We start from the raw sequence: 14,133 nt of genomic DNA on the forward strand, positions 1-14,133 counted from the left end.
ATCGTTCAGAATGAGAGAATCCGCCCCTTTCTCTTGCGTATGGCGATACCCGAGCAACAGGGATGTCCTATACGAAAGGGCCGAAGGCCGCCCATAAAAAAACAGCGCCCGGAGGCGCTGTTTTTCATGAGAGAGAACGGATTCGGAGAATCAGTCCTGGCCCATCTGCTGCTTGATCAGATCACCGATGGTAGTCGGGCCGTTCGGCTCAGCTTCCTGATCCCGCTTGCCACCAGTACTGCGACGCGGCTCGACCTGATCCTTCGCCTTGATGGACAGGTTGATGACGCGGCTCTTGCGATCGACGTTGACGATCTTGGCTTCGACGCTGTCGCCTTCGTTCAGCACGTTGCGAGCGTCTTCGACGCGGTCAGCGCTGATCTCGGAAGCCTTGAGCACGGCCACGACGTCAGTCGCCAGCTCGACATGGGCTTCCTTGGCGTCGACTTCGACGATGCGGCCCGTGACGATGGAGCCCTTGTCGTTGACGGCCAGGAACTCGGAGACCGGGTCGGACTCGAGCTGCTTGATGCCCAGCGAGATGCGCTCGCGCTCCGGATCGATCGAGAGGATGACCGCTTCCGCTTCATCGCCCTTCTTGAACTGACGAACGGCTTCTTCGCCGGTCTCGCTCCAGGAGATATCGGAGAGGTGAACCAGGCCGTCGATGCCGCCTTCCAGACCGATGAAGATACCGAAGTCGGTGATCGACTTGATGGTACCGGCAACGCGGTCGCCCTTGTTGTAACGAGCGCTGAAGTCTTCCCACGGGTTGGTGGTGCACTGCTTGATACCCAGGGAAATACGGCGACGCTCTTCGTCGATGTCCAGAACCATGACTTCGACTTCGTCACCGACCTGAACCACCTTGGACGGATGGATGTTCTTGTTGGTCCAGTCCATTTCGGAAACGTGAACCAGACCTTCGACACCCTCTTCCAGCTCGGCAAAGCAGCCGTAGTCGGTCAGATTGGTGACGCGGGCGTTGACTTTCATGCCTTCCGGATAGCGGTCGACGATGTTGACCCACGGATCTTCGCCCAGCTGCTTCAGACCCAGCGATACGCGGTTACGCTCGCGGTCGAACTTCAGCACCTTGACATTGATCTCGTCGCCAACGGCCACGATTTCGCTCGGATGCTTGATACGCTTCCAGGCCATGTCGGTGATGTGCAGCAGGCCGTCAACGCCACCGAGATCCACGAACGCGCCGTAGTCGGTCAGGTTCTTGACGATACCATTGATCTGCTGGCCTTCCTGCAGGGTGGCAAGCAGTGCTTCACGCTCGGCACTGTTCTCGGCTTCGAGAACGGCACGGCGGGAAACGACGACGTTGTTGCGCTTCGGATCGAGCTTGATGACCTTGAAGTCCAGCTCTTTGTGCTCCAGGTGCGCGGTATCGCGAACCGGACGCACGTCGACCAGTGAACCCGGCAGGAAGGCACGGATGGAGGCGACATCGACGGTGAAACCGCCCTTGACCTTACCGTTGATCACGCCCTTGACGATCTCGTCCTTCTCGAAGGCCGCTTCCAGTTCCTTCCACGCTTCGGCACGCTTGGCCTTCTCGCGTGACAGGCGGGTCTCACCGAAGCCATCTTCCACGGCTTCCAGCGCGACCTTGACTTCATCACCGATCGCGATGGTCATTTCACCATTGTCGTCGCGGAACTGCGCGACGGGGATCTGCCCTTCGGACTTCAACCCGGCGTTGACGGTGATCCAGTCGCCTTCGATGTCAACCACGGTTGCCATGACGATGGCACCGGGTTCCATGTTGATGTCCTGGAGAGACTGTTCAAACAACTCAGCAAAGCTTTCGCTCATGTGATTCCTACGTGATCAACGTTGATGACGGTCATACCGTCTTCCTCCGTACCACCAGCGAGCACGGGCCTTATCGACATATCCCTGGGGATGTTGGCGCTGGTTCGACCTGCAACGACTTGTCAGTCGGATCATTGCACGTCATGACATCTTGCCAGGGTCCCCGGTAGCGGAAGTGCGTCGTCGGCTTTTGCCACGAACCGGCAGTCAGACCAGAAAAGGCGCTAGACCAGGTTTCGTTCGGCGAGCAGCGTCTCGATACGCTCCACGACTTCCGGTATATCCAGCTGCGTCGTGTCCAGCTCTACCGCATCTGCGGCGGGTTTGAGCGGGGCCACGGCGCGCTGCATATCACGCGCGTCGCGCGCTTTGATTTCTTCCAAAAGGGTCGAGAGTCTAGCATCTTCACCCGCCTGCTGCAATTGCAGCAGGCGCCGCCTGGCACGCTCCTCGGCGGAGGCGGTGAGATAGATCTTGAGCGGCGCATCGGGAAAGACCACCGTCCCCATATCGCGGCCATCGGCCACCAGCCCCGGTGCCTGATGAAAATCGCGCTGACGCTGCAGCAACGCATTACGTACCGGCGGTAGCGCCGCGACCTGGGAGGCGGCGTTGCCGACTCCCTCGCTGCGAATCGCCGTGGTCACGTCGTCACCTTCCAGCAGGATCTGCATCGCGCCATTCTCGACCGCGAACACCACATCGAGATTCTGGGCCTGCTCGGAGAGCGCCTGCGCATCATCGACAGCGATCCCATGGCGCAATGCCGACAGCGCCGTCAAACGATAGAGCGCCCCGCTGTCCAGTAGATGCCATCCCATGTGCTCGGCGATCATCCGGCTGATCGTGCCCTTCCCGGCACCCCCCGGACCGTCGATGGTCAGAACCGGTGCCAGCTGGGTCATGTCGATGCCTCCGTCAGTTCCAGCCCCACCTTGTTGGCCAGCGCGACGAAACCCGGAAAGGATGTCGCTACGTTGGCACAATCATCGATCACTACCGGCTCGCTGGCGCGCAAGGCGGCGACGGTGAAAGCCATGGCGATACGGTGATCGCCCAGGCTATCCACCTGTCCGCCACCGTAGCTGGCACCATCGCCAGCCCGGCCGACGACATCGATGCCGTCTTCGTAGACCGTCGTGTCGACGCCGAGAACGGTAAGGCCGTCGGCCATCGCCTGGATCCGGTCGGACTCCTTGACGCGAAGCTCTTCGGCGCCACGCAGCCGCGTCGTGCCCTCGGCGTTGGCCGCCGCGACGAACAGCGCCGGAAACTCGTCGATTGCCAGCGGCACCTGATCGAGCGGGATATCGATACCCTTCAGCGGTGCGTAGCGGATGTGCAGGTCGGCGACCGGCTCGCCACCGACCTCGCGCGGATTCTCCAACCGCAGATCGGCGCCCATCGCCTTGAGGATGTTGATCACGCCGATACGCGTCGGATTGACCCCGACATGCTCGAGCAAGAGATCCGATCCCGGCGTAATGGCCGCTGCTACCAGGAAGAAGGTCGCCGAGGAAATATCCGACGGCACATCGATGGGCGCACTGGTCAGCTCGCCTCCGCCCTGCAGCGTCGCCAGGTCGCCGTCGCGGACGACCTTGTAGCCGAAGCCATTGAGCATGCGTTCGGTATGGTCACGCGTCGGCGCCGGCTCGCGCACGCGCGTTTCGCCCTCGGCATAGAGACCCGCCAGCAGCAGGCAGGATTTGACCTGCGCGCTGGCCATCGGCATGTCGTAATGGATGCCTTTCAGCGGCTGCCCACCGTGGATCCGGAGCGGGGGACGCCCCCCTTCCGCGGTATCGATCTTCGCCCCCATCAGGCGCAGCGGATCGGCCACCCGGGCCATCGGCCGCTTGGTCAACGAGGCATCGCCGGTCAGCTCGGTATCGAAGGCCTGGCCGGCCAGCAGACCGGCAAACAGACGCATGGCGGTACCGGAGTTGCCTACGTAGATCGGCCCGGCCGGCTTTTTCAGCCCGTGCAGACCCACGCCATGGATTGTCACTCTACCCTGATGCGGACCTTCGATGGCGACACCCATGTCGCGGAAGGCTTGCAGCGTTGCCAGGCTATCCTCGCCCTCGAGAAAACCCTTGACCTCGGTGACGCCACTGGCCAGTGCGCCGAGCATGATCGAGCGGTGAGAGATAGACTTGTCGCCGGGAACGCGAATCCGGCCATTGACCGAACCGCCGGGCGACACCCGGTACTGAACCTGTCGTGCTTCCATGGTCTGATAACTCGTCTGATTCAACAGCGTTTCAAAATAGTGTCTGGCGTGACTGGCACGGTCGAACGTACCCAGCATGGCGTCGCTGTCGCCCTGCTCCACCGCCGTTCGCAGCCGGGAGAGCCCGGCCTCGAAATCGTCCAGCGCCGCCAGCAACGCACTGCGATTGGCGGTGAAGATATCGCGCCACATGACCGGATCACTGCCGGCAATACGGGTAAAGTCGCGGAACCCGCCGGCGGCATAGCGAAAGATCTCCAGCCGTTCGTCCTGCCGTGCCAGCGTATCGACCAGCGAAAACGCCAACAGGTGCGGCAGGTGGCTGGTTCTCGCCAGGACCTGATCGTGCCGGTCCACCGGCATTTCCAGCACGTCGGCACCGCAGCGTTGCCACAGCGCACGCACCGCAGCAACGGCTGTCGGCGCCGTGCCAGCCTCCGGTGTCAGGATGACCTTGTGATGACGATAGAGCGCCGGATTGGCTGCGACCACGCCACTTTTCTCGGAGCCGGCGATGGGATGCCCGGGAACGAAATTGGCAGGCAGATAGCCGAAGGTCTCCCGCGCGGCATCGCAGACACGACGCTTGGTACTGCCGACATCGGTCAGGATCTGCTCGTCGACCAGCGGCACCAGTTGCGCGAACACCTGCCCCATGGCCAGCACCGGTACCGCCAGAACGATGATGTCGCTCCGAGCGACCAGTGGTGCCAGTTCGTTACCGCCTTCGTCGATCACCCCCAGTTCGAGCCCAGTCGTGATCTCGTCCCGATCCCGGTCACAAGCCAGGATGCGCCCGGCATAGCCGTTGGCCTTGAGCGCCGCGGCCAGCGAACCGCCGATCATGCCCAGCCCCACGATCAGCAGCGTCGCCTCTCCTGTTGGCGTATCTCCGGCCCGCACCTTACAGCACACCCACCGGGTAGGAGCCCAGCACTTTCATGTCCTGGGCGCAGTTGCGTACTTCATCCAGCACACGGGCGATCTCGGGCTGATCGACATGCCCCTTGAAGTCGATAAAGAATACGTAATTCCAGGCCCCGGTGCGGGACGGCCGTGTTTCCAGCCGTGTCATGTCGACACGGTGGCGATGGAACGGCTCGAGCAGATCGTGCAACGCGCCCGGCTCGTTACGCATGGCGACCACGATGGAAGTCTTGTCGGTGCCGGACGGCGGGACCGACTCATTGCCGATGATCAGGAATCGCGTGGAGTTGTCCGGCCGGTCTTCGATCTTCTCGGCGACGTGATCGAGCCCGTAGAGCTGGGCGGCCATATCGCCCGCGATGGCGGCACTGTGCCACTCGGTCTTGACCAGCCGCGCCGCTTCGGCATTCGACGATACCGCGACACGCTCGGCATGCGGGTAATGCGCATCCAGCCACTTGCGGCACTGGGCAAAGGATTGCGGATGCGAGTAGATGCGCGAGATCTTGTCCTGGCGCGTAATGCTCGATATCAACAGGTGATGATGGATACGCAACACGACCTCGCCGCTGATATGCAGACCGGAATCCATGAACGAATCCAGCGTGTTGTTGACCACGCCCTCGGTGGAGTTCTCCACCGGCACCACGCCATAGTTGACCGCGCCCGCCTCGACCTCGCGGAACACTTCGTCGATCGCGGCCATCGGCAGGCTGATCGCGCTATGCCCGAAATGCTTGAGCGCCGCCTGCTGGGTAAAGGTCCCCTCCGGGCCGAGATAAGCCACCTTGATCGGCTTCTCCAGCGCCAGGCAGGCCGACATGATCTCGCGGAACAGGCGTGCCATTTCCTCGCTGTGCAGTGGCCCGGGATTGCTTTCCATCACCCGGCGCAGGACCTGAGCCTCGCGCTCCGGCCGATAGAACACGGCGTCCGGATCATCCGCCGTCTTGACGTGGGCGACCTGCTGGGCGCAATCGGCGCGCTCGCTGATCAGCCGCAGCAGTTCGCTGTCGATGGTATCGATACGTTGCCGCAGGGCTGCAAGGTCCAGCGGCGAATTCGAGGAGTCACTCATGACCGTATCCTGAAGGAGGTGGGTGACGCCCCGCTTAACCGCGGCGGCGCTCGAAATCCTGCATGAACGTGGTCAGCGCCTGCACGTCGGCTTCGCTGACCGCATTGTAGAGGCTCGCACGCATGCCGCCGACGCTGCGGTGCCCCTTGAGATTCAGCAACCCTTCCGACTCGGCCTCACTGAGAAAGACCGAATTCAGCGACTCGTCCGCCAGCGTGAACGGCACGTTCATGATCGAGCGGTTGGTCGGGTCGATCGGGTTGGCATAGAAATCGCTGTTATCGATCATCGAATAGAGCGCCTCGCACTTGCGGCGGTTGATCGCCTCCATCTCGGCCAGGCCACCGATATCCTGCTTGAGCCAGTGAAATACCAGGCCGGCCAGATACCAGGCGTAGGTGGGCGGCGTGTTGATCATCGAGTCGTTTTCGGCGTAGACCTTCCACCCCAGCAGCGACGGCGTCTGCGGCAGAGCGCGCTCGAGCAGGTCGTCGCGGACGATAACCACGGTGATACCGGCAGGGCCGATGTTCTTCTGCGCGCCGGCATAGATGACGCCATAGCGGCTCACATCCAGCGGCGCCGACAGGATCGACGACGACATGTCGCACACCAACGGCACGGAAACCTCTGGCGTGTAGTCGTATGCCAACCCGCCGATGGTCTCGTTGTGACAGTAGTGCAGGTAGGCGGCATCGCTCGAGAGCGAAATGTCATCCGGGCGCGGCACGTGGACGTAACCGTTGTTGCGCGTCGACCCGGCGATATGGGAAGCGGCGAGGTGATCCGCCTCCTTGATCGCCTTGGACGACCAGATGCCGGTATCCAGATAGTTGGGCGTACCGCCCTGCCCGAGCAGGTTGAGCGGCACGCAGGCAAACTGCATGGTGGCGCCGCCCTGCATGAACAGCACGCGGTAGTTGTCAGGAATCGCCAGCAGATCGCGCAGGTCCTGCTCGGCCTGAGCAGCGACTGCTTCGAACGTCGGGCTGCGATGACTCATTTCCATCACCGATAGCCCCTGGCCCCGATAGTCGAGCAACTCTTCGCGGGCGCGTTCCAGAACGGCGGTCGGCATCGCCGCCGGGCCAGCACAGAAATTATGCAGACGTGTCATCGTCAAGGTTTCCCGATTCAAGCCTAAAAGCCACTTACACCACTACTCAGAAACACGCCCCGGAGACGCTCTCGGGGCACCAGCTGCCTACTCGCGTTCGTCACCGGGCTCGGCAGCGTCCGCATCGGCAGGCGGCGTCTCTTCCGCCAGATCCACGGCGACCTCGTCTTCCGCCAACTCCTCCTCGCTCGGTTCGTCTACGCGAACCGTCTTCACCAGACGCTCGTCGTCGCCGGTGCGAATCAGAGTGACACCCTGGGTGTTACGCGAGCTGATCGAGACTTCGGAGACACGGGTACGCACCAGCGTGCCTCGATCGGTGATCAGCATCATTTCGTCGCTGCTGCGAACCTGCATCGCCGCGACCAGCGCACCGTTGCGGGCCGTGGCCTGCATCGCGATCACGCCCTGACCGCCGCGTCCACGGATCGGGAACTCCTCGAGCCGGGTGCGCTTGCCATAGCCGTTTTCCGAAGCCGTCAGGATATAGATCTGCTCGTCATTGACGCTGCCGCCTTCACCGTCATTGGCGTCGGCCTCGTTATCCGCATCCGCATCGATGGTCTGGCTCTGCGGAATGATCAGACTGATCACCTCGGCCCCATCGAGCAGGCGCATGCCGCGCACGCCGCGAGCGGTACGGCCCATCGGACGAACATTGCCCTCTTCGAAGCGGATCGCCTTGCCATTGGAGGACAAGAGCATGACATGATCCGAACCGGAGGTGATCGCCGCACCGACCAGACGATCGCCCTCGTCGAGATCCAGCGCAATCAGGCCCACGCTACGCGGCCGGGAGAACTGATCCAGCGTTGTCCGCTTGACCGTGCCGCTGGCGGTGGCAAAGAAGATGTAGCTGTCCGGGTTGTATTCGCGCACCGGCAGGATCGCGCTGATCGACTCGCCGGCATCCAGCGGCAGCAGGTTGACCAGCGGCTTGCCACGCGATCCGCGGCTGGCATTGGGCATTTCGTAGGTCTTGAGCCAGTACACCTTGCCGCGACTGGAGAACAGCAGCATGGTGTCGTGCGTCGAGGCCACCACCAGATGCTCGATGACGTCTTCGTCCTTCATGCTGGTGGCCGACTTGCCGCGTCCGCCCCGCTTCTGTGCCTGATAATCGGAGATCGGCTGCGTCTTGGCATAACCGCCGCGGGACAGCGTGACCACCATGTCTTCCTCGGCGATCAGATCTTCCATGGATAGGTCGAGACGGCTGGTATGAATCTCGGTCCGGCGCGCGTCACCGTACTGGTCGCGGATCGCCTCCAGTTCCTCGCGGATCACCTCGAGCAGGCGATCCGGCGACGCCAGGATATGATTGAGTTCAGCGATGCGCTCGAGAATGCTCAGGTACTCGTCGAGCAGCTTCTCCGTTTCCAGACCGGTAAGGCGATGCAGACGCAGTTCGAGGATCGCCTGGGCCTGTGCCGGAGAGAGCCGATACATGGCACTGTCGTCACTCAGGCCATAGCCCTCTTCGAGATCTTCCGGCTTGCAGGAAGTCGCGCCGGCGCGCTCGAGCATGCCGGTGACCTGCCCCGGCTGCCAGTCGCGGGCAAGCAGTTTTTCCTTCGCTTCGGCGGCGTTCGGCGAGGCCTTGATCAGTTCGATCACCTCGTCGATATTGGAGATCGCGACGGTCAGGCCTTCGAGCAGATGCCCGCGTTCACGAGCCTTGCGGAGTTCGAACAGCGTGCGGCGAGTAACGACTTCACGCCGGTGCCGGACAAAGGCCTCGAGCAGTTGCTTGAGGTTCAGTGTCTTGGGCTGGCCGTCGTCGAGGGCGACGATATTGATCCCGAATACGTTCTCGAGCTGCGTGTGCGCGAACAGGTTGTTGACGACAACATCGCCGGATTCGCCACGCTTGATCTCGATCACCACGCGCAGCCCTTCCTTGTCGGACTCGTCGCGCAGCTCGGCGATACCCTCGATCCGCTTTTCCTTGACCAGCTCGGCGATCTTCTCGATCAGCCGCGCCTTGTTGACCTGGTAGGGAAGCTCGGTGATGACGATGTGGTCACGACCGCTCTTCTTGTCGAACTCGACGGTATGTTTGGCGCGCACGTAGATGCGTCCACGACCGGTCCGATACGCCTCGAGAATACCGGCACGGCCGTTGATGATACCGGCGGTGGGGAAATCGGGGCCGGGGATATACTCCATCAGGTCGTCAACCGTCAGCGTGTAATCCTCGATCAGCGCCAGACAACCGTTGATCACTTCCACCATGTTGTGCGGTGGAATATTGGTCGCCATGCCGACGGCGATACCGGAAGCACCGTTGATCAGCAGGTTCGGCACCTTGGTCGGCAGCACCTCGGGGATTCGCTCAGTGCCGTCGTAGTTGTCGACCCAGTCGACGGTGTCCTTCTCGAGATCGGCGAGCAGTTCATGCGACAGGCGCGACATGCGAACTTCGGTGTAACGCATTGCCGCCGCGTTATCGCCGTCGATGGACCCGAAGTTGCCCTGGCCGTCGATCAATACGTGGCGCATCGAGAAATGCTGCGCCATGCGCACGATGGTGTCATAGACCGCGCTGTCGCCGTGGGGATGATATTTACCGATCACATCGCCGACCACGCGCGCCGACTTCTTGTATGGCTTGTTCCAGTCGTTGCCGAGCTCGTGCATCGCGTAAAGCACACGACGGTGGACCGGCTTCAAGCCATCGCGGACGTCGGGCAGCGCGCGCCCGATGATGACGCTCATCGCGTAGTCCAGATAGGACTGCTTGAGTTCGTCCTCGATGTTGACTGGCAGAATTTCTCTGGCGATATCACCCATGGGTCGTCAAATCCTTTGCACCGCTGCCACACCCGGAGTCCGGCCGTGGCAGCGTTAATAAAGCCCTGGCTAGGCGGCCAAGTGGCTCAGCCACACAATCACGGGATCATACCATTTCAGGGGCTTCAAAGGCAGGCGTTGACGCGCTTGAACCCGGTTTTCTACTTCGTTTCGGCCATATCGACGACCAAGGGTCCCAATCGCTCCGTCCATTCCCCTTCCATCGGAATCACCTGGCCGCTTTGCTGGTCCAGCAACACGAAAGTCAGCGTCGCCGATGCGACCAGCTCACCGCTGCCGACATGGGTAATGCGATGCCCGACTACCCCGCTGCGCCCGCCAAGACGGGTCAGGCAGGTCTCGACCTCGAGATCGTCGCTCATGACGGCCGCGCGCCGGTAATCAATATTGAGATTGACCGCGACCAGCGCCACGCCTTTGGCCAAGCCTTCGGCAAACTCCGGGTGCGCGTCGACATAGGCCCAGCGCCCCTCCTCCAGAAACTCCAGATACCGGGCGTGATTGACGTGGCCGTAGCCATCGAGATGAAAGCCGCGAACGCGCACGGCAGTCACGGTAGTGCGTGAATCCATGGAATCTCTCCTGTTGATGCAAAGTCTTGTCGGTAGCCCGTAGCTCGTAGCTCGTAGCTCGTAGCTCGTAGCTCGTAGCTCGTAGCTCGTAGCTCGTAGCTCGTAGCTCGTAGCTCGTAGCTCGTAGCTCGTAGCTCGAAAACATACGCCCGTTTGAAACAGACGCGCAAATATCGACGCGCAACCTTGGTGGTAACACCTGGGTCGTTTCGCCATAATATGCCTCCTTTCAAACGGATCGGGCGCATGTGGTTCAAGCATTGTCATCTGTATCGCTGCCATGACACCGAGGTTCTCTCCGTCGAGGATCTGGAAACCGCGCTGGCAGAATTTGCGTTTCGCCCCGTCTCCCCGCGTGAAGCACGCCGGGTTGGCTGGAGCGCACCGGCCGGCCGCCGCAGCGAACAACGCGTACACGAAATTCAGGGGCATCGACTGCTGTCGATGCTGCGCCAGGAGCGTCTGCTGCCGGCCGCGGTCGTCAATGACGAAGTCAACGAGCGTAGCGAGGCACGCGAGCAGGCCGAAGGGCAGCCACTCTCGCGCCGGGAGCGCCAACTGCTCAAGGAGCAGGTGATGGAGGAACTGCTGCCGCAGGCCTTCACCCGCACACAGCGAGTGGAACTGTGGTGGGACACCCGCAAGCAGCTGATCGGCATCAACGCCTCCAGCCGCAAGCGTGCCGAGGAGGTGCTGGACCTGCTGCGCCAGACGCTCGGCTCGTTGAAGGTGACACCGCTGGCGACGAAAACGCCGCCCTCTCGCGGCATGACCCAGTGGTTGAGCGACCCCGCCAGTCGCCCCGCCAGCCTGCTGCTCGGCGATCAGGTCGAGCTGCGCGCCGCCGAGGACGAAGGCGTACTGCGTGCGCGCCAGGTCGATCTCGACAGCGAAGAGATCCAGTCGCTGCTCGAGAACGGGCGCCAGGCGAGCCAGCTCAGCCTGGGCAGCGAGGGCCAGCTCCGCGTGATGCTGCATGACGACCTGGCACTCAAGTCACTGCAGTTCGACGATGCCCTGCTGGACGAAGCCAGCCAGAGCGACGACGGCGACGACCCGATCGTCAGCCTGGAGACCGATTTCGCCTTGATGTCCCAAACCTTGGCTACCTTCGTCACCCAACTGATCGAATGGCTGGGTGGCGAAGCCGACCCGGCAGCCCCGACACCATGACGCTCCGTTTCGATACCGACAAAGGCGCAGCCCCCTCCCAGGGCACCGCGGCCGGCAATTCGCATGGCAACCCGCACAGCGCCGAAGCGGCCATCGATCTCGATCGCTTTGCCGATATCCGCCCCTATCACGACGAAGAGGTAGCGGCGGTACTGGCCCGGCTGGCGCACGACAGCGAACTGCTGGATGCGATCACCCGGTACCGGCTGCCACGGCTGTCGCGCTTCGCCCCGCCGCTGGCGCGCAAGCTGGCCAGCTTCCGGATCCAGCGCGAGGTCCGCAACGTCTCGACGGTGCGCGACTTCCAGTTGCGCATCGCCGAATACATGGCGCACATGATCGCCAGCACCACCCGAGGATTCGAAGTCAAAGGTCTGGATCGACTGTCGTCGGATCAGGCCTATCTGTTCATCGGCAACCATCGCGATATCGCCCTCGACCCGGCCTTCGTCAACTACGCGCTCTATACGGAAGGGCATGACACCGTCCGTATCGCCATTGGCGACAACCTGCTGCAGAAGCCGTTCGTGACCGACCTGATGCGGCTCAACAAGAGCTTCATCGTGCCGCGCTCGGTCAAGGGCAAACGGGCGATGCTGGCAGCGTATCAGTCACTATCCGGTTATATCCGTCTCTCGATCACCGACGACAATCACTCGGTCTGGCTGGCCCAGCGGGAAGGCCGGGCCAAGGATGGCGTCGACCGCACCGACAGCGCCATCGTCAAGATGCTGTCCATGGCACGGCGCCTGGAAGAAGGCGACAGCGATATCGGCGCCGCCGTGCGCGAGCTCAAGATCGTGCCGGTCTCGATCAGCTACGAGTACGACCCCTGCGCCATCAACAAGGCCCGCGAGCTGCATGCCAAGGAGACCGACGGCGCCTACAAGAAGGTGGAATTCGAGGACATCCTCTCCATCGTCGCCGGGATCACCGGCGACAAGGGACGCGTCAAGCTGGTGTTCGGCACGCCGCTCTCGGCGGATTTCGACAACGCCGATGACGTCGCCGCAGAGATCGACCGTCAGGTGCTGGAAAACTACCCGATCTTCCCCAGCCATCGGCTCGCGCTGGCCGAAACCGGACTGGCTCCGGATCTGGTCGACCTTTCCGGCGTGACAGCGGGCGATCGCGAGCGTTTCCAGGCGCAGCTATCCCAAGTGCCGGACGAACTCCGTCACTGGTGGCTGATGCAGTACGCCAACCCCATTCTGAACCGCGCCGGCCGAGCCCACGGCCGGGAAGCCCAGTCCTGACACCCGCATACCGTTGACCCAACCGCCATCGCTCCTTGCGATGGCGGTTTTTCCCGATGCCTCGCCCCTTCTCCGCGCCCGCTACCCTGCCTTTCTCTTCTATCGAATCGAATCGAACCAAACCGAATCGAAGCAAACCAAACCAAATCGAGCTGAGCCGCATCGCCCCAAACCGAACCGAATCGAGCCCGGCTCGGCCGAAAACAGCCCCCTCTGACCTGACTTTATCGCTATCCATCGATCCCGTGCTGGCGTGATCGCAGGAAGTTTCTTAAAATACGCTTAAATTTAGCCCGCTAATTAGCATATTTATCGTTTCCAGCCATGAATGCTCCTCTCGATTCCGCCACTCCCTCCCCGGCCGAGGCCAGAACGCTCGATGCCGCCAGCGCGCTCCCGGAAACCCAGCCGCCACATCCGGCACCGGCAAAGCCATCTCCCGAGATCCTGACGCCCCCGCTGATCACGCCAAGGACATTGCAACGCGGCGAAGGCCTGCTCAAGGCCGATGTCGTTCTCAAGACCCACGCGGGCCAGCCCGTGATCTGCAAGGACTACAGCCGATATGCCGGCAGCTGGCAGGCAATCCCTGCGCGCCTGCTGCTGCGTCACGAGGCTCGCATACTGGAGCGCCTGCGCCACTGGCCTCACGCACCCAAGGTGGTCGGCCAGATCGGCAAGCTCGCGTTATTGCTGGAGTACGTGCCCGGCGAGATGCTGAGCGAAGCGGCAGATCCCACGAGCCCGATCTACTTCGCCCAGCTGATGGCCGTGCTGACCTCCCTGCACCGCAGCTCGATCGTGCATAACGACATCCGGGGCTCCAACATCATCGTGAGCCGGGGTCGCGTGGTGCTGATCGATTTTGCCTCGGCGATCTATCTGCCCGGCGGACGACTGCTGCGCTTTCTGCTCCGCCCCCTGCGGCGCAGCGACCTCGCCGGCGGGCTCAAGCTCAAGGCCCGGCTGACCGGCGAAGCGCTCACGCCGGAGGAGGCCCGTCTGCGTCGCAAACCGGCCTGGATAAGAGGCCTCCAGCACACCTGGAAGCGCCACCTGCTACCCCGGCTCAAGCGCCAGTCGCAAGCGCAGCGCTACGATGAAACACGGTGAGGCCATCTTATCGTTGATAC

General features: G+C 62.4%; 10 protein-coding genes. 3 read left to right on the forward strand and 7 right to left on the reverse strand.

The window, feature by feature from the left end:
• Positions 1-150: 150 nt before the first annotated feature.
• The 7 genes from rpsA to R3F72_RS02650 form a co-directional block, all read right to left on the reverse strand.
• Positions 151-1,827 (reverse strand): 30S ribosomal protein S1, encoded by a 1,677-nt coding sequence (gene rpsA, locus R3F72_RS02620; protein ID WP_071232846.1) that lies wholly within the window; start codon positions 1,825-1,827, stop codon positions 151-153.
• A 224-nt stretch (positions 1,828-2,051) separates the two neighbouring features.
• A complete protein-coding gene (gene cmk, locus R3F72_RS02625; RefSeq protein WP_332778849.1) occupies positions 2,052-2,732 on the reverse strand; it encodes a (d)CMP kinase in 681 nt (226 codons plus the stop codon).
• Positions 2,729-4,966, reverse strand: coding sequence for a bifunctional prephenate dehydrogenase/3-phosphoshikimate 1-carboxyvinyltransferase (locus tag R3F72_RS02630; RefSeq protein ID WP_332778850.1), 2,238 nt, complete (start codon positions 4,964-4,966; stop codon positions 2,729-2,731). Before R3F72_RS02630 ends, cmk begins: the two co-directional genes overlap by 4 nt.
• Before the next feature lies 1 nt (position 4,967).
• Entirely contained in the window at positions 4,968-6,068 is a 1,101-nt protein-coding gene (gene pheA, locus R3F72_RS02635; protein ID WP_332778851.1) for a prephenate dehydratase, read from the reverse strand.
• Between the two features lie 34 nt (positions 6,069-6,102).
• A complete protein-coding gene (serC, locus tag R3F72_RS02640) occupies positions 6,103-7,185 on the reverse strand; it encodes a 3-phosphoserine/phosphohydroxythreonine transaminase (RefSeq protein ID WP_087717892.1) in 1,083 nt (360 codons plus the stop codon).
• 87 nt (positions 7,186-7,272) lie between these two features.
• Entirely contained in the window at positions 7,273-9,978 is a 2,706-nt protein-coding gene (gene gyrA / locus R3F72_RS02645) for a DNA gyrase subunit A (protein ID WP_332778852.1), read from the reverse strand.
• A gap of 161 nt (positions 9,979-10,139) precedes the next feature.
• The gene (locus R3F72_RS02650; protein WP_332778853.1) at positions 10,140-10,571 is read right to left on the reverse strand and encodes an acyl-CoA thioesterase; all 432 of its coding nucleotides are present in this window, start codon (positions 10,569-10,571) and stop codon (positions 10,140-10,142) included.
• A 246-nt stretch (positions 10,572-10,817) separates the two neighbouring features.
• Here R3F72_RS02650 and R3F72_RS02655 point away from each other — a divergent pair, with 246 nt between their 5' ends.
• From R3F72_RS02655 to R3F72_RS02665, 3 genes are all read left to right on the forward strand, one after another.
• Positions 10,818-11,744 (forward strand): recombination-associated protein RdgC, encoded by a 927-nt coding sequence (locus tag R3F72_RS02655; protein ID WP_332778854.1) that lies wholly within the window; start codon positions 10,818-10,820, stop codon positions 11,742-11,744.
• Complete coding sequence (locus R3F72_RS02660; protein ID WP_332778855.1) at positions 11,741-13,000, forward strand: 1-acyl-sn-glycerol-3-phosphate acyltransferase; 1,260 nt, start codon at positions 11,741-11,743, stop codon at positions 12,998-13,000. Before R3F72_RS02655 ends, R3F72_RS02660 begins: the two co-directional genes overlap by 4 nt.
• Before the next feature lie 324 nt (positions 13,001-13,324).
• Positions 13,325-14,113 (forward strand): RIO1 family regulatory kinase/ATPase domain-containing protein, encoded by a 789-nt coding sequence (locus R3F72_RS02665; RefSeq protein ID WP_332778856.1) that lies wholly within the window; start codon positions 13,325-13,327, stop codon positions 14,111-14,113.
• Positions 14,114-14,133: the final 20 nt, after the last annotated feature.

It is taken from the genome of Salinicola sp. 4072 (genome assembly GCF_036663415.1).
GTDB classification, from domain to species: domain Bacteria; phylum Pseudomonadota; class Gammaproteobacteria; order Pseudomonadales; family Halomonadaceae; genus Salinicola; species Salinicola salarius_A.

Bases quoted from the DNA above. Each gene is read 5' to 3' on its own strand.
- R3F72_RS02650 (WP_332778853.1), bottom strand. From the start codon at position 10,571: ATGGATTCACGCACTACCGTGACTGCCGTGCGCGTTCGCGGCTTTCAT.
- gyrA (WP_332778852.1), bottom strand. From the start codon at position 9,978: ATGGGTGATATCGCCAGAGAAATTCTGCCAGTCAACATCGAGGACGAA.
- R3F72_RS02665 (WP_332778856.1), top strand. From the start codon at position 13,325: ATGAATGCTCCTCTCGATTCCGCCACTCCCTCCCCGGCCGAGGCCAGA.
- R3F72_RS02660 (WP_332778855.1), top strand. From the start codon at position 11,741: ATGACGCTCCGTTTCGATACCGACAAAGGCGCAGCCCCCTCCCAGGGC.
- serC (WP_087717892.1), bottom strand. From the start codon at position 7,185: ATGACACGTCTGCATAATTTCTGTGCTGGCCCGGCGGCGATGCCGACC.
- R3F72_RS02655 (WP_332778854.1), top strand. From the start codon at position 10,818: ATGTGGTTCAAGCATTGTCATCTGTATCGCTGCCATGACACCGAGGTT.
- rpsA (WP_071232846.1), bottom strand. From the start codon at position 1,827: ATGAGCGAAAGCTTTGCTGAGTTGTTTGAACAGTCTCTCCAGGACATC.
- pheA (WP_332778851.1), bottom strand. From the start codon at position 6,068: ATGAGTGACTCCTCGAATTCGCCGCTGGACCTTGCAGCCCTGCGGCAA.
- cmk (WP_332778849.1), bottom strand. From the start codon at position 2,732: ATGACCCAGCTGGCACCGGTTCTGACCATCGACGGTCCGGGGGGTGCC.